Origin of the sequence: Mycobacterium sp. NPDC050551, from assembly GCF_040674075.1 — a bacterium.
Classification (GTDB): domain Bacteria; phylum Actinomycetota; class Actinomycetes; order Mycobacteriales; family Mycobacteriaceae; genus Mycobacterium.
This window is the reverse complement of record NZ_JBFARC010000001.1, coordinates 1,182,438-1,200,981: the sequence shown is the minus strand read 5'-3', so window position 1 is coordinate 1,200,981 and position 18,544 is coordinate 1,182,438. Positions and strand designations below refer to the sequence as shown.

The following is an 18,544-nucleotide window of genomic DNA, read 5'->3' as shown; positions in this document are numbered from 1 at the left end:
GCCATTCATGCGCGCGCTGTGTTGGAACGGTGTCAACGACCTGTCGGTCGAGACCGTCGACGACCCCGAACTGCTCAACCCCCACGACGTGATCCTCGCGGTGAAGCTGTCCACCACCTGCGGGTCGGACCTGCACTTCGTCGACGGCTACCTGCCCGGCATGCGCGAAGGCGACGTGTTCGGCCACGAGTTCATGGGCGAGGTCGTCGAGACCGGTCGCGAGGTCAGCCAGATCAAGGTCGGCGACCGGGTGGTGGTGCCGTCGTTCATCGCCTGCGACCGGTGCTGGTACTGCGAGCACGAGCTGTACTCCTGCTGCGACACCACCAATCCGAACGCCGAACTGCAGCAGCCGCTGCTGGGCTATCCGTCCGGCGGGATCTACGGCTACACCCACGAATTCGGCGGTTATGCCGGATCGCACGCCCAGTTCATCCGGGTGCCGTTCGGCGACACCAACTGTTTCCCGATACCGGGTGACATCACCGACGAGCAGGCGCTGTTCCTCTCCGACGCGGTCCCGACCGGATTCATGGGCGCCGACTTCTGCGACATCTCCGGCGGCGACACCGTCGCGGTGTGGGGTGCGGGCGGCGTCGGGCTGATGGCGGCCCGCAGCGCGCTGCTGCTGGGCGCCGACCGGGCGATCGTGATCGACCGCATTCCCGAGCGACTGGCGCTGGCGCGCGACGGCTTCGGGCTGGAGACCATCGACTACACCGCGGTCGACAGCGTGCAGGAGATGCTGCGCGAGATGACCGGTGGGCGTGGGCCCGACTCGTGCATCGATGCCGTCGGCATGGAGGGTCACAGCACCGGTGTGCAGCAGGTCTACGACCGCGCCAAGCAGCTGCTGCGGTTGGAGACCGACCGGGCGAGCGCGCTGCGGCAGGCGATCCTGGCCTGCCGCAAAGGTGGCGTCGTATCGGTGCTCGGCGTCTACGGCCTCACCGACAAGTTCCCGATGGGTGTGGTGACCAACAAGGGCCTGACGCTGAAATCGGCTCAGCAGCACGGGCAGCGCTACATGAAGCGGCTGTTCGACTACGTCGAGCAGGGCGACCTCGACCCCGCCAAGCTGATCACCCACGACCTGCCGCTCGAGGAGGGCGTGCGGGCCTACGACATGTTCAAGAACAAGCAGGACAACTGCATCCGGGTCGCGCTGCGGCCGTGACCCTCACACCGAGGACAGCAGCTTCGCCAGCCAGTTGTCGTCGTAGATGTCGAGCTTCTCGTCGTTGACGAGGTCGTATACGGTCGGTGTGCCCGCGTCGAGCGGGTTGACCTCCCAGAGGAATTCGGTGTTCAGCGCCGTCATCTCCGCGGTGTCCACGCCCTTCGTGCCCGCGGAGATCTCCTCGGCCTTCGCGTCGCCGACACCACTGTCGGTCGCGAGCTTCGCCAGGTCGGCATTCGATGGCGCCTTCGGTGAATCCTGTTGTGCCCACAGTTGTTCGACGAAGTTCTGGAAGTCGGGCGCCGACGTGCCCGGGCCTGCGGCCAGGAACATCGCGTTGCTCACCCGGGCGGAGTGGTCGTTGCCGTCCTGGTCGAAGAACGTCAGCGGGCGGTAGGTCACCGCGAGCTGTCCCAGGTCGATGTAGCGCTCGAAGTCGGCGCCGAAGTCGGTCTGCAGGTCCGCACAGTGTGGGCACTGCGGCTCGGTGAACACCTCGATACGCGCGGGCGCCTCGGGGAAGCCGATCACGATGCCGTAGCCGTCCTCGGTGACGGCGGTGCCCGGCTCGACCGGATCACGCTGGGCGGCGCCGTCGATGCCGCGACTGCACGCGGCCGTGAAGAGCAGCAGCACCATCAGCCAGAGCGCCACTGATTTCCTGCTCGCGGTCATGGAGGCGACGGTACCGCGCGCTCGCCGCCATGCGATCCCGGGTTTTCGTGTCGCGTATGCCTGCACGCAACCTCTGGGAAAGCGCACGCTGAGACGATCACGGCGTGCGAGTTGCCATCGTCGCCGAGTCCTTCCTGCCCAACGTCAACGGTGTCACCAACTCCGTGCTCCGGGTGGTCGAGCACCTCCGCCGCACCGGTCACGAGGTGCTGATCATCGCCCCCGACACCCCCCGCGGCGAACCACCCGCCGACCGGGTGCACGACGGCGTCCGGGTGCACCGGGTGCCGTCGCGGATGTTCCCGAAGATCAACTCGCTGCCGCTGGGGATGCCGCGGCCCCGGATCGTCCAGGTGCTGCGCGGCTTCGATCCCGACGTGGTGCACCTGGCGTCGCCGGCGCTGCTCGGGTGGGGCGGCGTGCATGCGGCCCGCTATCTCGGGGTCCCGACCGTCGCGGTGTTCCAGACCGACGTGGCCGGCTTCGCCGAGAGCTACGGCGTCGGCGTGCTGTCGCGCGCGTCGTGGGCGTGGACCCGCAGGCTGCACAGCAAGGCCGACCGCACGCTGGCGCCGTCGACCTCGGCGATGGAGAACCTGGCCGCACATCGGATCCCGCGGGTGCACCGCTGGGCCCGCGGCGTCGACATCACCGGTTTCGCGCCGTCGGCCCGCGACAACGGCCTGCGGCAGCAGTGGTCCCCGGATGGCAGGCCGATCGTCGGCTTCGTGGGCCGGCTGGCGCCGGAGAAGCACGTCGAACGCCTGGCCGTGCTGGCCGGCCGCGACGATCTGCAACTGGTGGTCGTCGGCGACGGCGTCGACCGCGCGAAACTGCAGGCCGTGTTGCCGTCGGCGGTGTTCACCGGGGCGCTGCACGGCGTGGAACTGGCCACCGCCTACGCGAGCATGGACGTGTTCGTCCATCCCGGCGAGCACGAGACGTTCTGCCAGGCGGTGCAGGAGGCGATGGCCTCGGGTGTGCCGGTCATCGCGCCCGATGCGGGCGGTCCGCGCGACCTGGTCGCGCCCTACCGCACCGGCCTGCTGCTGCCCGTCGCCGAGTTCGAGAACAAGCTCGCCGACTCGGTGGACCACCTGATCGACGAACGGCATCGCTACTCGGTGGCCGCTCGCCGCAGCGTGCTGGGCCGCACCTGGCCCGCCATCTGCGACGAGCTGATCGGGCACTACGAAGCGGTGCAGGGCCTGCGCCGCCTCAAAGCCGCCTAGTACCGCGAGCCTCAGCCGCCTGCCTCGACGGATACGGGCTGCCACTCCTCCCACGTCGCGAGGCGGCTCTCGTAGTCGGCGCGGGCCAGCTGCAGCGGGAGCTCACCGAAGAACACCCGCAGCGGCGGCTTCTCCGCGTCGACGATCTTGAGCACCGCGGCGGCCGACGCCTTCGGGTCGCCGGACTTCGCCGTGCGCTTGCTGCGGGCGGCGTCGGCTTGGGCGTGCGCCTGCTCGTAGGCGGGCAGCGGGGTCGCGCGCTTGGCCGACGAACCGGCCCAATCGGTGTCGAAGCCGCCCGGTTCGATGAGGGTCACGTGAATGCCGAACGACTCGACCTCCTGCGCCAGCGCCTGGGAGAACCCCTCCAGCGCCCACTTCGACGCGTGGTAGATGCCGACGTTCTGGAACGCCGTGATGCCGCCGATCGACGACACCTGGAGGATGTGGCCGCTGCGCTGGGCCCGCAGATAGGGGAGCGCCGCCTGGGTGATCCACAGTGCGCCGAAGACGTTCGTTTCGATCTGGTCGCGCGCTTCCTGCTCGGAGAGCTCCTCGACGAAGCCGAACTGGCCGTAGCCCGCGTTGTTGACCACGATGTCGAGCCGCCCGAAGTGGTCGTGGGCCTGCTTGACCGCGGCGAAGCCGGCGTCGCGGTCGGTGACGTCGAGGCGGATCGGCAGCAGGGCGTCGCCGTACTTCTCGACCAGGTCGTCGAGCGTCGAGGTGTCGCGGGCGGTGGCGGCCACCCGGTCGCCGCGGTCGAGGGCGGCGATCGTCCACTCGCGCCCGAACCCGCGCGACGTGCCGGTGATGAACCAGACTTTTGCACTCATGTCGCCGTATAAGCACCGCCGCGGCGTCACCATTCCCGGCGGCCGTGGATTCACAGGTAGCGTCGGCATCGTGAGCCGGGCGTCGTTGGAGAAGAATCCGCACGAGGTGGCGTCGATGTTCGACGGCGTCGCCCGCCGCTACGACCTGACCAACACCGTGCTCTCGCTGGGACAGGACCGCTTCTGGCGACGGGCCACCCGCGCGGCGCTGCAGATCGGCGCCGGCGACAAGGTGCTCGACCTCGCCGCGGGCACGGCCGTCTCGACCGTCGAGCTGGCGGCGTCCGGCGCCTGGTGTGTGGCGGCGGACTTCTCGGTGGGCATGCTGGCCGCGGGCGCTCGCCGCGACGTCCCCAAGGTGGCCGGTGACGCCACCCGGCTGCCGTTCGACGACGGCGTGTTCGACGCGGTCACCATCAGCTTCGGGCTGCGCAACGTCGTCGACCACGCGGCGGGGCTCCGCGAGATGGCTCGGGTGACGCGGCCCGGTGGGCGACTGGTGGTGTGCGAGTTCTCCACTCCGACGTTCGGGCCGTTCTCGACGCTGTACAAGGAGTACCTGATGCAGGCTCTGCCGAGGATGGCGCGGGCGGTGTCGTCGAACCCGGACGCCTACGTCTATCTGGCCGAGTCGATCCGGGCCTGGCCGGAGCAGCCGGATCTGGCCCGGCGGATCGAGGACAACGGGTGGTCGCAGGTGCGGTGGCGCAACCTCAGCGGCGGCATCGTCGCCCTGCACGCCGCCGTCAAACCCGGTACTTAGCCGGGCTTCTCAGCCGAGCGGGCCGCCGCTGCCCTGCGGCAGGATCGGCGCGTCGGGATGACCCTGGCGCGGCGGGGTGGTGTCGCGCTCGCTGATCGGTTCGCACTTGCCGACGTAGGTGACGTCCCCGCACGGACCCATCGGTTTCGCGGTGACCGGGGCGCTGAGGCCGAGCGCCATCACGGCTGATGCTGCGGCCACCCAGAGCAGCCGGGCCGGCCTGTGCGATGCGATCATTCGCGGATCTCCTCGCTGTCACAGTGAACAACCCGCGTGGACTCCAGAGTAGTCCCGTTGCGGGCCCGGCGGGATAGCATTCACGCGTCCACTCGGGCGACGAGGAGATCGGCGAATGCAGACGTTCTGGCGGTACGTCAAGATCCAGCTCGTGGTGTTCGTGTTCGGCATCGTCGGACCGATTTTCTTGATTCTCTTCTTCACCACACGGCCCGATCCGACGATGAAGTGGGCCTACTGGACCGGCCTGATCATCGTGTTCGTCGAGGTGTTGATCGCCCTGGGGTTGACCAAGCAGAGCCTGACCGAGCAGAAGCCGAAGTTGTCGACCGCCGAACTCATCGAGCAGGCCAGCGCGCGACGAAGGAAGAATCCGCGCGCTGTCGACGAGGAGCTCAGCCCGTCGGAGTGACCGTCACTCGCAGAAGAAGCAGCGGGCGGTCACGGCGGGCAGCGCCGTGTGGCAGACGGGGCAGACCTCGACGCGCCGTTCCTCGGGCGTACGGGTCCTCCTCGGCGGCGCATCATCGATCGATGACGGAGGCTTCGGCAGCTCGTGGTCGACAACGGCCATGCGGTCGACCGTAACCGGCCGAGCTGAATGGCAGACGACGGCTGGGCGACGAAAAGGTAGCCTTCGCAAACATTTTCGGCGGATATTCAGCTGAACGGCTTGCGCGCGTCCAGCTTTCGCGAGGCCAGCCCGCCGACCCGCCACACCCGCGCGATCCGGTCCTCGTCCTCGTCGGTCACCAGATTGCCCATCACCCGCACCGCGATCCGCATCAGCGTCGTCGACCGCATCGCCACCGGGCCGGTCAGCGGCAGGAAGCGAGGCAGCGTCAGCAGCAGCGCCAGCCGCCGCGCCACCGAGAACCCGCGCGCGTAGTGCTCCTGCAGCACCGCGGGCCACACCGTCGACAGGTCCGCCGCGCCGAGCAGCTCGGCGGCCAGCCGGCCGGTCTCCAGGCCGTAGTCGATGCCCTCGCCGTTGAGCGGATTGACGCAGGCGGCGGCGTCGCCGATCAGCATCCAGTTGCGTCCCGCGACTCCCGAGACGGCCCCGCCCATCGGCAGCAGCGCCGACAGCGGCGCGCGCGGTTCGCCGTCGAAGCCCCACTCCTCGCGGCGCAGCGAGGTGTAGTACGACATCAGCGGCCGCAACGCCGCGTCCGAGGGGCGCTTTGCGGTGGCCAGCGCGCCGACGCCGATGTTCACCTCGCCGTTGCCGAGCGGGAAGATCCACCCGTAGCCCGGCAGCACCTTGCCCTCCGGTGACCGCAGTTCCAGGTGCGAGGTGATCCACGGTTCGTGGCTGCGCGGGCTTGCGAGATACCCCCGCACGGCGACGCCGTAGACCGTCTCCTGATGCCATTCCCGGCCCAGCACGCGGCCGAGGGTGGAGCGGGCGCCGTCGGCGACGATCAGGGTGCCCACGCCGACCTCGTCGCCGTTGTCGAGCACCACCGCCTCGACGGCACCCGACGAGTCATGGCGCACCGCAACGGCTTTGACGCCGAGCAGCATCTTCGCGCCGTCGTCGGCGGCGACCGACCTGATGCGGTCGTCGAGCTCGGTGCGCGCCACGGCGCTGCCGGTGGGCGGGAACGACGGCCCCGGCCAGGGCACCTCGACGTCGGCGCCGAAGCCGGCCATCCGCAGCCCGCGGTGCCGGATCCGGCCGTCCAGCCACGGCCCGAGCCCCAGCCGCTCCAGCTCGGCGACCGCCCGCGGGGTGAGGCCGTCACCGCAGGCCTTGTCGCGGGGGAACTGCGCGGAATCGATCACCAGCACGTCGCGGCCGTCGCGGGCGGCCCACGCCGCGGCCGCGGACCCCGCGGGTCCGGCGCCCACCACAACCACGTCTGCCCTGGTTCTCATCGTCCCCAGTATGTTGGAGAGGTGAGGACACCGGCGACCGTGGTGGCAGGCGTGGATTTCGGCGACGCGGCGTTCGCGTCCGACGTCCGCGACGGCGTGGCCCGCATCGAGGAGCTGATGTCCTCTGAGCTGGGCAGAGCCGACGAGTTGATGGCCGAGGCCGTGCAGCATCTCTTCCAGGCGGGCGGCAAGCGGTTCCGCCCGCTGTTCACGGTGCTCTCCGCGCAGCTGGGGCCCGAACCCGACGGCTGGCAGGTCTCGGTGGCGGGCGCCGTCATCGAGCTGGTGCACCTGGCGACGCTGTACCACGACGACGTGATGGACGAGGCGCAGATGCGCCGCGGTGCCCCGTCGGCCAACGCCCGGTGGGGCAACAACATCGCGATCCTGGCGGGCGACTACCTGTTCGCGACGGCGTCGCGGCTGGTCTCGCGGCTCGGTCCGGACGCCGTCCGGGTGATCGCGGACACCTTCGCCCAGCTGGTCACGGGTCAGATGCGCGAGACGCGCGGCGCCGCCGAGGGCGTCGACGAGATCGAGCACTACCTCAAGGTGGTCTACGAGAAGACGGCCTGCCTGATCGCCGCGTCCGGCCGTTTCGGTGCGACGTTCTCCGGCGCTGACGAGGAGCAGGTCGAGCGGCTGAGCCGCCTCGGCGGCATCGTGGGCACGGCGTTCCAGATCTCCGACGACATCATCGACATCGACAGCGACCCCGACGAGTCGGGCAAGGTGCCAGGCACCGACCTGCGTGAAGGCGTCCACACCCTGCCGGTGCTCTACGCCCTGCGGGAAACCGGCGCCGACGCCGACCGGCTGCGGGAACTGCTCGCCGCCCCGATCGACAACGACCACGATCTGGCTGAGGCGCTGCGGCTTTTGCGGCGCTCACCAGGGATGACGGCGGCGAAGGAGACCGTGGCGCGCTACGCCGCGCAGGCCCGCGAGGAGCTCGATCAGCTGCCCGACGGGCCCGGTCGGTATGCGATGGCGTCGCTGGTCGACTACACCGTGAACCGGCACGGCTGAGTTCACGGAACCCGGACGGCGGTCCGGAGCGTTCAACCGGCGAAGACCTCTTCAGATTCACGACAGGAGGAAGCCCCGCGATGAGCTGGAACCCGCACGCCAACAGATTCAAGACGTTCCTGTTGCTGGTGTGCATGTCCGCGCTGATCGTGTTCGTCGGCGCGCTGTTCGGCCGGTCGATCATGTTCCTGGCGGTGCTGTTCGCCGTCGGCATGAACATCTACGTCTACTTCAACAGCGACAAGCTCGCGCTGCGGGCGATGCACGCCCAGCCGGTCAACGAGATGCAGGCGCCGGCGATGTATCGCATCGTGCGCGAGCTCGCGACCGCGGCCCGGCAGCCGATGCCGCGGCTCTACATCTCCGACACCGCCAACCCGAACGCGTTCGCGACGGGGCGCAACCCGCGCAACGCCGCGGTGTGCTGCACCACCGGGATCCTGCAGATCCTCAACGAGCGGGAGTTGCGCGCGGTGCTCGGCCACGAGCTGTCGCACGTCTACAACCGCGACATCCTGATCTCGTGTGTGGCGGGGGCGATGGCGTCGGTGATCACCGCGCTGGCCAACATCGCGATGTTCGCGTCGATGTTCGGCGGTAACCGCGAGGGTGGAGCCAATCCCTTTGCTCTGCTGCTGGTTTCGCTGCTGGGGCCGATCGCGGCGACGGTGGTTCGGCTCGCGGTGTCCCGGTCGCGGGAGTACCAGGCCGACCAGTCCGGCGCCGAGCTGACCGGCGACCCGCTGGCGCTGGCGTCGGCGCTGCGCAAGATCGCCGGCGGGGTGGAGGCGGCCCCGCTGCCGCCCCAGCCGCAACTGGCCGACCAGGCGCACCTGATGATCGCCAGCCCGTTCCGGGCCGGCGAGAAGATGGGCAAGCTGTTCTCGACGCACCCGCCGATCGAGGAGCGGATCCGCCGGCTCGAGGACATGGCAGGCCGCGGCCCCGGCCGGTACTGAGGCCATCGGTGCCCGCCGTCGGCGCAACCGCGTTAGGGTGAGCGCGTGCTGACCAGAATGCTGATCGGCGCGGCCAGTGCCGTGGGGGCGGTCTTCGTCGGAATGCCGGGGGTCGCGGCAGCCCAACCACCTGCGCCGCCGCCGCCACCGCCGCTGCCCAACGTCAACGCCTGGGCACCGGCCAAGCTGCCGGACTACGCCGTGACGGACGGCTCCTGGTACGCCTTCGCCACCCCTCAGGGCATCACCTGTGTGCTGCAGCGCAACGGTGGCTACGGCTGCAGCGGCGCACTGCCGGGTGCGCCCGGCGGCGCCAACCTGGTCAGCGGCGGCCCCGGGGCGCCGGGATTCTCCAGCACCTCGGCGCCGCTGTACGCGGGGACGGAAGCGCCCAAGCCGCTGCCACCGAACAGCCGGCTCAGCTTCCAGACGGTCAGCTGCGGCACCGACGGCACCATCACGTCGTGCGTCGACACCCGGACCCAGAACGGCTTCGTCATCAGCCCCACGGCCAGCTGGGTCGTCAGCAGCAACCCGCTGATCGACCGACCCGAGGGCACCAGCCCCTACTTCAACTGAGGTCAGAACCCCTGGCCGTGCACCTCGTGGCCGGGCTTCTCGGCGGCCAGTCCGCGATAAGCCTGCTCGACGGACGAGCCGTGGTTGATCACGCCGTCCACCTCGCGGGCGATCGGCATGTTGAGGCCGTACTCGTCGGCGAACTCCATGATCACCTTCGAGGCCTTCACGCCCTCAGCGACCTGGTTCATCGACGCGATGATCTCGTCGATCGACTTGCCTGAGCCGAGTTGCTCGCCGACGTGGCGGTTGCGGCTGCGCTGGCTGGTGCAGGTGACGATGAGGTCGCCCATGCCTGCCAGCCCCGCGAAGGTGTCGCGGTGCCCGCCGAGGGCCTCGCCCATCTTCGACATCTCGCGCACCGCGCGGGCGATCACCATCGCGCGGGTGTTCTCGCCGATGCCCAGCGAGTAGCCCATGCCCACGGCGATCGCGTAGACGTTCTTCAGCGCCCCCGCCATCTCCACTCCCACCACGTCGTCGGTGGTGTACGTGCGAAAACGCTTGGTACGGAACAATTCCGCGAGACGTGCCGCCAGGTGCTGGTCGGGCATGGCGAGCACCGCGGCGGCCGCGTAACCGTCGGCGACCTCACGGGCGATGTTCGGCCCGGCCAGGATTCCGGCCGGGTGGCCGGGCAGGACCTCGCCGACGATCTGGCTCATCCGCATGTTGGTGCCCTGCTCGAGGCCCTTGACCAGCGACACCACCGGAACCCACGGCCGTAGCTCGCCTGCCAGTTCCTCCAGCACGCCGCGGAATCCGTGCGACGGCACACCCATCACGACGACGTCGGCCTGATTGGCGGCCTCGGCGAAATCGGTGGTGGCGCGCAGCGTCTCGGTCAGGGCGACTTCGTCGCCGAGGTACTTGGTGTTGCGGTGATTCTCGTTGATGTCCTTGGCCGTCGACTCCGACCGCACCCACTGCAGCGTCGGTCCGCGCCTGGCGCAGATGGACGCGACGGTGGTGCCCCAGGAGCCTCCGCCGAGGACGACGACATTGGGTTCGCGCTTAGCGGGTGCCATCCGATCAGGGTAGGGCCGGGCAACCGGATGGGAGGGCGATTCGGTGCCGAAAGCACCGCCGGCGGAACCGCCGCCTGCACCGCAGCGGCGGCTTTGGGTGTACGGTCGAACGAGTTGGGCAACCAGCCAGTCCGGGAAGGGTCGGCCGTCTCACCGCCGATCGCCCGAGCAATCGCTCACGCCGGACAACCCGGTGGCAACCGCAAAGCCGGGATCACCTTGACCGTTTCGTCCTTTCTCCGACCGTCGTCTTTCGACTGTGCAGCGCAGCCGTTCCCGCGCCCCAGCGTCGGAATTCTCAGTACCTACCCGCCGACCAGATGTGGCTTGGCCACCTTCAGCGCGGCCCTTGCCGACGGCTTGACGTCACACGGCTCCGACATCAACGTCGTGCGGGTCGCCGGCGACTCGCCCACCCCGGCTTCCTGTGTCATCGGCGAGGTCGTCAACGGCTCGGCGTCTTCGGTGCGCGCCGGAGCCGGACTGCTGAACCAGAGCGACGTGGCTGTCATCCAGCACGAGTACGGTCTCTACGGCGGCGCCGACGGCGACGAAGTCGTCGACATCGTCGGCGAACTGCGGATCCCGTCGATCGTGGTGGTGCACACGGTGCTCAAAAGGCCTACGCCGCATCAACGTTGGATCCTGGAGCGGCTCGCGACGCTGTCCGATCGGATAGTCGTGATGTCGGATGCCGCCAAGGTCCGGCTGTGCCAGGGCTTCGACGTGGACAGTCGTAAGGTCACCACGATCCCGCACGGCGCGCGGATCCCCACGCAGGTGCCGACCAAGCGTTCCGGAAGACCCACGTTGCTGACCTGGGGCCTGATCGGGCCCGGCAAGGGCATCGAGCGGGTGATCGAGGCCATGCGGTCGCTGCACGGCCTCACAGGCCAACCGCGATATCTGGTTGCCGGCGGAACCCACCCCAAGGTGCTGGCCAACGACGGTGAGGCGTATCGCGACGCTCGCCGTGAGCAGGCCAGGCGCCACGGTCTGGCGGGTTCGGTGATGTTCGACGACGACTACAGGGGCGCGGCATCGCTGACCTCTCTGGTGCAGTCGTCCGCGGCGGTGGTGCTGCCCTACGACTCCACCGATCAGGTGACCTCCGGGGTCCTGGTCGACGCCATTGCACACGGTCGTCCGGTCGTGGCCACCGCATTCCCGCACGCCGTCGAACTCCTGGGCACCGGGGCGGGAATCATCGTCGACCATGGTGACCCGGACGCGATGACGTCCGCCCTGCGGCGGGTGCTGACCGAACCGAGGCTTGCGGGAGCCATGGCCGCCGAGGCGCGCAGGCTGGCACCGACGATGTCGTGGTCCATCGTCGCGGATGCGTATCTCGTTCTGGCTCAACGCGTACTCCACGAACGGATGGCAGCTGCATGAACACACCCGTCCCGCTCTTCGACCATCTGCGACGGATGACGGACAGTCGCGGCACCTTCGAGCACGCCTGCCTCGACGCGCCCCGGCCCGAACACGGCTACTGCACCGATGACATGGCGCGGGTCATCGTCGTGGTCGTCCGGCAACCCGAGGTGGACCGCACTCTGAATGGTCTGGCCGGGCTCGCGCTGCGCTTCCTCGGCGACGCGCAGACCCTGACTGGGCCCTGCCGCAACCGGATGGACAGCAGCGGCAACTGGACCGACGAGCCGGGCCTCGACGACCCGTGGGGCCGCTGCGTGTGGGCCACGGGAACGGCGGCGGCACACAGTCCGGTCGCATGGGCGAAGCAGACCGCCCTCATGCAGTTCGAGCGTGCCGTTCAGGCACGGTCGACATCACCTCGGGCGATGGCGTTCGCGGCCCTGGGGGCGGCCGAACTGCTCAGCGCCCAATCCGATCACGCGGGGGCACGCAGACTGCTCACCGACTACCGCGACTCTCTACCCGCACCGACCGGCGACCCGTCCTGGCCGTGGCCGGAGGCGCGCCTCGCCTACGCCAATGCCGTTCTCGCCGAGGCGATGATCGCGACCGGCGACGCTCTCGACGACTCCGAACTTCGCCGGCGCGGACTCGATCTGCTGGCCTGGTTGGTCGACTACGAAACGGTGGACGGTCATTTCTCACCCACGCCGGTGGGCGGCCGGGACAGCAGCGATGCGCGGCCCGGCTTCGATCAGCAACCCATCGAGGTGGCCACACTCGCCGACGCGTGCGCACGCGCCGCTGCCGTCGATCCCGACCAGGCATGGCCCGACGGCGTGCGCCGGGCGGCGGCCTGGTTCGAGGGCGACAACGACTCGGCGCAGGTGATGTGGGACCCCGAGACCGGTGGCGGGTATGACGGCCTGCACGCCGACGGGGTGAACCTCAACAGAGGCGCCGAGTCGACGCTGGCGGTGCTCTCGACGTTCCAACACGCTCGCCGGCTCGCTACCGTGCCCCGATGACCTCGGTGGCGAGTCCGCTCGCCACTCGGAGTCCGGTGCGAGTCACGCCGGACAGGTCACGGGTGATCACCCAGTTGTTCGTGCCGGGCCAGGAGGGGTTCGAACACCAGGAATCCCGAGCGGGAGTGGTGCTGCGCCGCATCCTCGCGCTGGACGAGGACACCGTCCGGTCGACCCTCGACGATGTGCTGGCCCGCTTCCAGGGACGGCACCGCGACGTGCTCGGGACGTTCCGCAGGCACGCCCGGGAACTCGCTGACCGCCTCGATCGCGACGTGGAACTCACCCCGGAGCGGACGCTGCTCGTCGGCGCGGCGTTCACCAGTGAGTACGCCATCGAAGGGGCGGCGCTGTGCAACCCCAGCATGGTCGCGCACCCCGACCAGACCGATGTGCCCGCGGGCAGCCTGCGGTTCGTGATGAGTGTCCGCGGCATCGGTGAGGGGCACCGCTCCACGATCGGGTTCCGCACCGGGACCGTCGACGCCGAGGGTGGGGTTCTTCTCGACGCCCCGCCCGCCTTTGCCTCCGTCGGCTTGACTGACGCCACCCTGCTCGAGGCCGCCGTGTTCCGCAGCGAGTTGACCCGGCTCGACGCGGCCGGTGAGGCCGCCGACTACGTCCTCGATCCGCTCGGTGACAGCTTCACCCGTACCGATCTGAGCGAGCGTCTGGATCGGCTGAACACGCACCGGAGCACCCGCGGGCGCGCACACAAGACGATCACGGCCATCCGGGCCGTCGGCGAACGCACCTACGGCATCCGGTTCCCCGACGAGGTGCCTCTCAGCGAGCGGGTGCTCGTCCCGGCGATGGGCGCCGAGGCGGCCGGTATGGAGGACGCGCGGTTCCTGCGCTTCGTCGACGACGATGGCGCCGTCACCTACTACGCCTCCTACACGGCCTACAGCGGCTCGTTGATCAGCCAACAGTTGCTCGCGACAACGGATTTCCGCACCTTCACCTCTACGCCGATGGTCGGTGCCGCCGCGGCCAACAAGGGCCTTGGATTGTTTCCCCGCCGGATCGCGGGCCGCTACGCGGCGATGTCGCGCTCGGACCGGGAGACCAACTCCGTCGGCTTCTCCCACCATCGGTGCGTGTGGACCGATGCGTCCCCGTGCCAGCAGCCCGAAGAGCCGTGGGAAGTGCTGCAACTCGGCAATTGCGGCCCGCCGATCGAGACGTCCGAGGGGTGGCTGGTGCTCACCCATGGCGTCGGTCCGATGCGCACGTACCGTATCGGCGCGCTGCTGCTCGATCTGGACGATCCGACCCGGATCGTCGGCCGACTCCGCCGACCGTTGCTGAGCCCGGGCGCTGACGAGCAGGACGGCTACGTGCCGAACGTCGTCTACTCGTGTGGCGCGCTCCTGCACGGCGAGACCTTGGTCATCCCGTACGGGATCGGCGATTCGGCCATCGGATTCGCCGCTGTGTCGCTTGCCGCGCTCCTCGACGCCCTGCGAGAGTCGGCGCCGCCACCCGGATAATCGACGGCGTGACGATGCGAACTCTGCTCGTGGGCTTGGCGTCGACGGCGCTGCTGGCGGGGTGCCAGGCACCGGAGGCGGAGCAGGAGGCCACGGGGCCGATCCTGGCGTTCCGGGCGGCCAACGAGATCGGGCTGGCGCAGGGGGGCACGCTAGTCGCGACCGAACCCGGCGAGTTCGCCGCCACCGGCGAGCCGATCCTCACCGAGGACGGCCGGTTCGTGTTCGCCCGAAGCGAGGGCCGCCTGGCCGTGCTCGACACCGAGAGCAGGTATCCGCGGACCATCGAGGTGCCGGTCGGTCCGTGGCTGGGCACCGGCGGCGGCAGCACCGTCGTGTGGGTCGAGGAGCCGGACCGGCTGATGCAACTCGACCTCGCTGTGGCGGACCCGGCCCCGACACTGCGCCGCACACTCGACCTCCCGAAGACGCCCGTCCCGTCCGGCCCGCCGCTGCTGGTCGCGTCGCGCGGGGACACCGCGGTGGTGGCGCGGGCCGAGGCGCAGCCGCTGCCGTCCAACGGTCCGCACATCCTGTATTCGGTCCGGGCCGACGAGCCGCCGAAGCCACTGGGGAACACGAACGCGAACACCCCGGTCGAGCGGGCGGTGATCAGCCCAGACGGCGAAAGCCTCGCCTACGCGGTGTTCCGCGAGTCGGGCGCCGACTGCGGGTCGGCGTCGCTGACCATCGTGTCGCTGGATGGTGCGGCGCCGCGCACCGTCACTGTGGGTTCACGCGACCCCGCGATGGGCGACCGGGTGCTGTACCTGTGGTGGACGGGCATCACGCCGGAACTCAGCTTCGACGAGTGGAAGTGCGCCGACCCATGGATCCGGAAGGCACCGACGGTGTCGGAGGTGCGCGGGCTGAGCCTGTACCCGACGCTCCAGGGCGCCGCGCTGCAGATCATCGACGTGGGGCCGGGCATCACCGCGAGGCTGGAGCCGTCGGCGTTCGAGGCCCGGGAGCCCGTCGGCCTGCTCATCCTCGACGACAAGGGCGAGAAGACACCGGTGCACACCGACGTGAGCGCCGTCGCACCGGTCAGCTGAGCAGTTCGACGAGCGTCTGCGCGGCGCTTCGGCACTGCTCGGCATCGACGTCCAGGTGGGTGACGGCGCGGACCGTCCTCGGCCCGAACGCGTTGAGCAGCACACCGTGGTCGCGGGCCCGGCTGACGAGTGCGGCGGCGTCCAGAGCCGTCTCGACCGGCAGATGGAACACGACGATGTTGGTCTGCACGGTTGCGAGGTCGATCGGGATGACGCCGGCCAGGGTCTCGGCGAGGATGCGGGCGTTCGCGTGGTCCTCAATGAGCCGGTCGAGATGGTGGTCGAGGCCGTGCAGCGCTGCGGCGGCGAAGATGCCGTTCTGCCGCATCGCCCCGCCCATCCGGCGGCGGTGGCGGTCGGCCTGGGCGATGAGGTCGGCGCTTCCCGCGAGCAGTGACCCGCCGGGTGCGCCGAGGCCCTTGGAGAACGCGACGGACACCAGGTCGAAGGGCGCCGCCAGTTCACCGGGCGTGCTGCCGGTGGCGACGGCGGCGTTCCACAGCCGGGCGCCATCGAGGAACGTGGCGAGGCCTCGCTCGCGGGCCAGCGTGCACAGGTCGACCATGTCGGGCTGCGGGAACACGACGCCCCCGGCGCGGTTGTGGGTGTTCTCGATCTGCAGCAGCGTGGTGACCGGGAAGACCGGAAGCCCGGAGGGCTTGATCGCGGCCAGCATCTCGTCGGAGTTGAAGGTGCCGCGGCTGCCGATCTCGACGATCTGCACGCCCGCGTTGAGCGCGGCGCCGCCGGCCTCGTGCCACGCGGCGTGCGACTCGGCGGCGGCGATCACCTCGTCGCCGGGGCGCGTGAGCACCCGCAGCGCGACCTGGTTGGCCATCGTGCCGGTCGGCAGCCACAGCGCCGCCTCTTTGCCGAGCAGCTCGGCGAGCCTGGCCTGCAGCCGGTTGGTGGTCGGGTCCTCGCCGTACTGGTCGTCGCCGACCTCGGCGTCGGCCATCGCGGCCCGCATCGCCGCGGTGGGCCGGGTGACGGTGTCGGAGCGCAGGTCGATGGGCACGCCCCGGGCGTCAGCGGTAGTTGACGAACTGCAGCGCGACGTCGAGGTCGGCGCCCTTGAGCAGCGCCTGAACGGCCTGCAGGTCGTCGCGCTTCTTCGAGCTCACCCGGATCTCGTCGCCCTGGATCTGCGCCTTGACGCCCTTGGGGCCCTCGTCGCGGATGAGCTTGGTGATCTTCTTGGCCTGCTCGCTGGTGATGCCCTCTTTGATCGAGCCGGACACCTTGTAGGTCTTGCCGCTGGCCTGCGGTTCACCCGCGTCGAAGGCCTTCATCGAGATGTCGCGGCGGATGAGCTTCTCTTTGAAGACGTCGACGGCGGCCTTCACGCGCTCCTCGGTGGAGCTGACGATCTCGACGGCCTCCTCGCCCTTCCAAGCGATCGTGGTGTCGGTGCCGCGGAAGTCGAAGCGGGTGGACAGCTCCTTGGCGGCCTGGTTGAGCGCATTGTCGGCCTCCTGGCGGTCGACCTTGCTGACGATGTCGAAGCTGGAATCCGCCATGGACTCGCTCCCTCCCTGAAGTGTTCGGCCCGTTTTCGTTCTTGGCCCATCCTCGTTGTACCCTGCTACTCGCACCAAATTCCAGGGTGCGACCATCCCGGCAGGTTGCCCGAGCGGCCAATGGGAGCGGACTGTAAATCCGTCGGCTTACGCCTACGCAGGTTCGAATCCTGCACCTGCCACGCTGTGCAAGCCCCCTCTTCGAGGGGGCTTGTTGCGTTTCGGGCCCGACTCCGGATGCGTAACCACCCTGTTACACTTCCGGTCGTGGACGAGATCGCAGCGGCCGTCGCGGACCCCGTTCGCCGCGACATCCTCGTACGCCTGCGTGACCGGCCGATGCCGGCCGGCGAGCTGAGCGCGCTGTTCCCGATCAGCCGCCCGGCGGTGAGTCGTCACCTGCGAGTACTGCGGGAGAGCGGCCTCGTAAAGGCTGAAGTGGTTGGCAGACAGCGCATTTACGCCCTCAACCCGGACTCCCTGACGCCCCTGATGACGTGGCTGGCCGGCCTCGTGGCTCCGCTCGGGTGGGAAGCGCACCTCGACGCGCTCGACACGGAGGTCCACCGCACCCGCCGCGAGCGGCGCGGAGACCCGACGACACAGGAGGCCACCGCATGAAACCGCCCTCACCGACAGCCCGGCTCTTCACCACGCCCGCGGGGTACGACCTCACCTTCACCCGGACGTTTCGCGCATCCGCCGACGACGTGTGGGCGAGCGTGACCGAACCCGATCGGAGCGCCCGATGGTTCGGTACCTGGAAGGGCGAAGGCGCGCCGGGTTCGACCATCGAAGTCCAGTTGGGCTTCGAAGAAGGCGCGCCGTGGTGTGACATGCGGATCGAGGCATGTGACCCGCCGCGCCATCTCGCCCTCACGATGATCGACGAATCGGGCTCGTGGCACCTCGCGTTGTTCCTCGAGGAGTCGGGCGGAACAACCGAACTGCGGCTGATCCAGCGCCTGGAGAACCGTCGCGGGATCGGGGACGTCGGACCCGGCTGGGAGTACTACCTCGACAACCTGGTGGCAGCCAGGGAGCAGTCGCCACTGCCGGACTTCGATGCCTATTACCCGTCGATGAAACCGTACTTCGAGGCGCTCGAGCCAGTCCAATGACGTGGCGCTATCCGCGCTTCGTCAGGGTGAACGTTCCCGGCTTGTTGGGTCCCTGCGGTACGCCTTCGCAGTTCACCGGTGCGGTGGTGTTCGTGCCTCCGGTCAGTGTGGTGTTGTCCCAGGTGTAGGTCGTGGTGCCGGGCAGCCGGCGTTCGTCGGGGCAGATGACGGCGTCCGGCCTGTTGATCGTCATCGACCACTGGTTGCCGGTCAGCCGGGCGTTGCCGCTGTACGGCACGAGGATCTCGACGGCCGCCGCGACGTCGGCGCATCCGGGCCCGCATGCAGTGGCCGTCCAGGTTCCGGTGAGGACCTGCCCGGAGGCCCGGGTGTACCGCAGGTCGTAGACGCCCTGGAACGGCTCACCGCCCGCCGCAGTCGGGTTCGGCGGAACCGGGACAACCTGTGTGGGCCCGCCGGCCCAGCCGGTGCCCGCCGATCCGACAGCCACGCCGGCGGCGATGATGAGGGCTGCAGGCAGCCCGCGAGTGATGGTCATAATGCTTCTCCCTTGAAGTCGTTCTCCTGGCACGGGTGGGCCCGCTGCC

At 69.5% G+C, this 18,544-nt stretch carries 22 protein-coding genes and 1 tRNA gene; 14 read left to right on the top strand and 9 right to left on the bottom strand.

Annotation, left to right across the window (positions count from 1 at the left end):
* Window positions 1-7: 7 nt before the first annotated feature.
* Window positions 8-1,177 (top strand): zinc-dependent alcohol dehydrogenase, encoded by a 1,170-nt coding sequence (locus AB0K11_RS05765; RefSeq protein WP_364973200.1) that lies wholly within the window; start codon window positions 8-10, stop codon window positions 1,175-1,177.
* A gap of 3 nt (window positions 1,178-1,180) precedes the next feature.
* Here AB0K11_RS05765 and AB0K11_RS05760 read toward each other — a convergent pair whose 3' ends face one another.
* Window positions 1,181-1,855 carry a thioredoxin domain-containing protein gene (locus AB0K11_RS05760; protein WP_364973197.1) on the bottom strand — a complete coding sequence of 225 codons (675 nt, stop codon included), beginning with the start codon at window positions 1,853-1,855 and terminating at the stop codon, window positions 1,181-1,183.
* A 104-nt stretch (window positions 1,856-1,959) separates the two neighbouring features.
* Here AB0K11_RS05760 and AB0K11_RS05755 point away from each other — a divergent pair, with 104 nt between their 5' ends.
* Window positions 1,960-3,087: a glycosyltransferase family 1 protein gene (locus tag AB0K11_RS05755; protein WP_364973194.1), complete on the top strand. Its 1,128-nt coding sequence runs from the start codon at window positions 1,960-1,962 to the stop codon at window positions 3,085-3,087.
* Window positions 3,088-3,098: 11 nt separating this feature from the next.
* On the opposite strand, the gene AB0K11_RS05750 is transcribed toward AB0K11_RS05755, so the two are convergent.
* Entirely contained in the window at window positions 3,099-3,923 is an 825-nt protein-coding gene (locus AB0K11_RS05750) for an SDR family oxidoreductase (protein ID WP_364973191.1), read from the bottom strand.
* A 70-nt stretch (window positions 3,924-3,993) separates the two neighbouring features.
* Here AB0K11_RS05750 and AB0K11_RS05745 point away from each other — a divergent pair, with 70 nt between their 5' ends.
* On the top strand, window positions 3,994-4,686 hold the full coding sequence (locus AB0K11_RS05745; protein ID WP_364973189.1) for a demethylmenaquinone methyltransferase: 693 nt from the start codon (window positions 3,994-3,996) through the stop codon (window positions 4,684-4,686).
* A gap of 9 nt (window positions 4,687-4,695) precedes the next feature.
* Here the strand turns inward: AB0K11_RS05745 and AB0K11_RS05740 are convergent, their stop codons facing one another.
* The gene (locus tag AB0K11_RS05740) at window positions 4,696-4,923 is read right to left on the bottom strand and encodes a hypothetical protein (protein WP_364973186.1); all 228 of its coding nucleotides are present in this window, start codon (window positions 4,921-4,923) and stop codon (window positions 4,696-4,698) included.
* Window positions 4,924-5,038: 115 nt separating this feature from the next.
* Between AB0K11_RS05740 and AB0K11_RS05735 the strand changes: the two genes are divergently transcribed.
* Window positions 5,039-5,335: a hypothetical protein gene (locus tag AB0K11_RS05735; protein ID WP_364973183.1), complete on the top strand. Its 297-nt coding sequence runs from the start codon at window positions 5,039-5,041 to the stop codon at window positions 5,333-5,335.
* A 3-nt stretch (window positions 5,336-5,338) separates the two neighbouring features.
* On the opposite strand, the gene AB0K11_RS05730 is transcribed toward AB0K11_RS05735, so the two are convergent.
* Window positions 5,339-5,497, bottom strand: coding sequence for a hypothetical protein (locus AB0K11_RS05730; protein ID WP_364973180.1), 159 nt, complete (start codon window positions 5,495-5,497; stop codon window positions 5,339-5,341).
* A gap of 86 nt (window positions 5,498-5,583) precedes the next feature.
* Entirely contained in the window at window positions 5,584-6,804 is a 1,221-nt protein-coding gene (gene menJ / locus AB0K11_RS05725) for a menaquinone reductase (protein WP_364973178.1), read from the bottom strand.
* 21 nt (window positions 6,805-6,825) lie between these two features.
* On the opposite strand from menJ, the gene grcC1 reads away from it, so the two are divergent.
* The 3 genes from grcC1 (at window position 6,826) to AB0K11_RS05710 (ending at window position 9,371) form a co-directional block, all read left to right on the top strand.
* Window positions 6,826-7,833 (top strand): nonaprenyl/(2E,6E)-farnesyl/geranylgeranyl diphosphat synthase, encoded by a 1,008-nt coding sequence (gene grcC1 / locus AB0K11_RS05720; RefSeq protein ID WP_364973175.1) that lies wholly within the window; start codon window positions 6,826-6,828, stop codon window positions 7,831-7,833.
* An 80-nt stretch (window positions 7,834-7,913) separates the two neighbouring features.
* A complete protein-coding gene (gene htpX, locus AB0K11_RS05715) occupies window positions 7,914-8,792 on the top strand; it encodes a zinc metalloprotease HtpX (protein ID WP_364973172.1) in 879 nt (292 codons plus the stop codon).
* 57 nt (window positions 8,793-8,849) lie between these two features.
* Window positions 8,850-9,371 (top strand): hypothetical protein, encoded by a 522-nt coding sequence (locus tag AB0K11_RS05710; RefSeq protein WP_364973760.1) that lies wholly within the window; start codon window positions 8,850-8,852, stop codon window positions 9,369-9,371.
* A gap of 2 nt (window positions 9,372-9,373) precedes the next feature.
* Here AB0K11_RS05710 and AB0K11_RS05705 read toward each other — a convergent pair whose 3' ends face one another.
* On the bottom strand, window positions 9,374-10,399 hold the full coding sequence (locus tag AB0K11_RS05705; RefSeq protein WP_364973169.1) for an NAD(P)H-dependent glycerol-3-phosphate dehydrogenase: 1,026 nt from the start codon (window positions 10,397-10,399) through the stop codon (window positions 9,374-9,376).
* A 294-nt stretch (window positions 10,400-10,693) separates the two neighbouring features.
* On the opposite strand from AB0K11_RS05705, the gene AB0K11_RS05700 reads away from it, so the two are divergent.
* From AB0K11_RS05700 to AB0K11_RS05685, 4 genes are read left to right on the top strand one after another with little or no spacing between them, the layout of a single operon-like run.
* Entirely contained in the window at window positions 10,694-11,794 is a 1,101-nt protein-coding gene (locus AB0K11_RS05700; RefSeq protein ID WP_364973757.1) for a glycosyltransferase, read from the top strand.
* Complete coding sequence (locus AB0K11_RS05695; protein WP_364973166.1) at window positions 11,791-12,807, top strand: glycosyltransferase; 1,017 nt, start codon at window positions 11,791-11,793, stop codon at window positions 12,805-12,807. The genes AB0K11_RS05700 and AB0K11_RS05695 overlap by 4 nt, the downstream gene beginning before the upstream one ends.
* The gene (locus AB0K11_RS05690; protein ID WP_364973163.1) at window positions 12,804-14,300 is read left to right on the top strand and encodes a glycoside hydrolase family 130 protein; all 1,497 of its coding nucleotides are present in this window, start codon (window positions 12,804-12,806) and stop codon (window positions 14,298-14,300) included. The genes AB0K11_RS05695 and AB0K11_RS05690 overlap by 4 nt, the downstream gene beginning before the upstream one ends.
* A gap of 8 nt (window positions 14,301-14,308) precedes the next feature.
* Window positions 14,309-15,355 carry a hypothetical protein gene (locus AB0K11_RS05685; RefSeq protein ID WP_364973160.1) on the top strand — a complete coding sequence of 349 codons (1,047 nt, stop codon included), beginning with the start codon at window positions 14,309-14,311 and terminating at the stop codon, window positions 15,353-15,355.
* Here the strand turns inward: AB0K11_RS05685 and AB0K11_RS05680 are convergent.
* Entirely contained in the window at window positions 15,348-16,373 is a 1,026-nt protein-coding gene (locus tag AB0K11_RS05680) for a GntG family PLP-dependent aldolase (protein ID WP_364973158.1), read from the bottom strand. The genes AB0K11_RS05685 and AB0K11_RS05680 overlap by 8 nt on opposite strands.
* Window positions 16,374-16,383: 10 nt before the next feature.
* Window positions 16,384-16,875: a YajQ family cyclic di-GMP-binding protein gene (locus AB0K11_RS05675; RefSeq protein WP_264016049.1), complete on the bottom strand. Its 492-nt coding sequence runs from the start codon at window positions 16,873-16,875 to the stop codon at window positions 16,384-16,386.
* Window positions 16,876-16,974: 99 nt separating this feature from the next.
* On the opposite strand from AB0K11_RS05675, the gene AB0K11_RS05670 reads away from it, so the two are divergent.
* The 3 genes from AB0K11_RS05670 (at window position 16,975) to AB0K11_RS05660 (ending at window position 17,996) form a co-directional block, all read left to right on the top strand.
* Window positions 16,975-17,057 (top strand) — tRNA-Tyr (locus AB0K11_RS05670).
* A gap of 85 nt (window positions 17,058-17,142) precedes the next feature.
* On the top strand, window positions 17,143-17,496 hold the full coding sequence (locus AB0K11_RS05665) for a metalloregulator ArsR/SmtB family transcription factor (RefSeq protein WP_364973155.1): 354 nt from the start codon (window positions 17,143-17,145) through the stop codon (window positions 17,494-17,496).
* The gene (locus AB0K11_RS05660; protein WP_364973153.1) at window positions 17,493-17,996 is read left to right on the top strand and encodes an SRPBCC family protein; all 504 of its coding nucleotides are present in this window, start codon (window positions 17,493-17,495) and stop codon (window positions 17,994-17,996) included. Before AB0K11_RS05665 ends, AB0K11_RS05660 begins: the two co-directional genes overlap by 4 nt.
* Before the next feature lie 7 nt (window positions 17,997-18,003).
* On the opposite strand, the gene AB0K11_RS05655 is transcribed toward AB0K11_RS05660, so the two are convergent.
* Complete coding sequence (locus tag AB0K11_RS05655) at window positions 18,004-18,495, bottom strand: hypothetical protein (RefSeq protein WP_364973150.1); 492 nt, start codon at window positions 18,493-18,495, stop codon at window positions 18,004-18,006.
* Window positions 18,496-18,544: the final 49 nt, after the last annotated feature.

Bases quoted from the DNA above. Each gene is read 5' to 3' on its own strand.
- AB0K11_RS05765 (WP_364973200.1), top strand. From the start codon at position 8: ATGCGCGCGCTGTGTTGGAACGGTGTCAACGACCTGTCGGTCGAGACC.
- AB0K11_RS05760 (WP_364973197.1), bottom strand. From the start codon at position 1,855: ATGACCGCGAGCAGGAAATCAGTGGCGCTCTGGCTGATGGTGCTGCTG.
- AB0K11_RS05750 (WP_364973191.1), bottom strand. From the start codon at position 3,923: ATGAGTGCAAAAGTCTGGTTCATCACCGGCACGTCGCGCGGGTTCGGG.
- AB0K11_RS05740 (WP_364973186.1), bottom strand. From the start codon at position 4,923: ATGATCGCATCGCACAGGCCGGCCCGGCTGCTCTGGGTGGCCGCAGCA.
- AB0K11_RS05735 (WP_364973183.1), top strand. From the start codon at position 5,039: ATGCAGACGTTCTGGCGGTACGTCAAGATCCAGCTCGTGGTGTTCGTG.
- AB0K11_RS05730 (WP_364973180.1), bottom strand. From the start codon at position 5,497: ATGGCCGTTGTCGACCACGAGCTGCCGAAGCCTCCGTCATCGATCGAT.
- menJ (WP_364973178.1), bottom strand. From the start codon at position 6,804: ATGAGAACCAGGGCAGACGTGGTTGTGGTGGGCGCCGGACCCGCGGGG.
- htpX (WP_364973172.1), top strand. From the start codon at position 7,914: ATGAGCTGGAACCCGCACGCCAACAGATTCAAGACGTTCCTGTTGCTG.
- AB0K11_RS05710 (WP_364973760.1), top strand. From the start codon at position 8,850: ATGCTGATCGGCGCGGCCAGTGCCGTGGGGGCGGTCTTCGTCGGAATG.
- AB0K11_RS05705 (WP_364973169.1), bottom strand. From the start codon at position 10,399: ATGGCACCCGCTAAGCGCGAACCCAATGTCGTCGTCCTCGGCGGAGGC.
- AB0K11_RS05695 (WP_364973166.1), top strand. From the start codon at position 11,791: ATGAACACACCCGTCCCGCTCTTCGACCATCTGCGACGGATGACGGAC.
- AB0K11_RS05690 (WP_364973163.1), top strand. From the start codon at position 12,804: ATGACCTCGGTGGCGAGTCCGCTCGCCACTCGGAGTCCGGTGCGAGTC.
- AB0K11_RS05675 (WP_264016049.1), bottom strand. From the start codon at position 16,875: ATGGCGGATTCCAGCTTCGACATCGTCAGCAAGGTCGACCGCCAGGAG.
- AB0K11_RS05660 (WP_364973153.1), top strand. From the start codon at position 17,493: ATGAAACCGCCCTCACCGACAGCCCGGCTCTTCACCACGCCCGCGGGG.
- AB0K11_RS05655 (WP_364973150.1), bottom strand. From the start codon at position 18,495: ATGACCATCACTCGCGGGCTGCCTGCAGCCCTCATCATCGCCGCCGGC.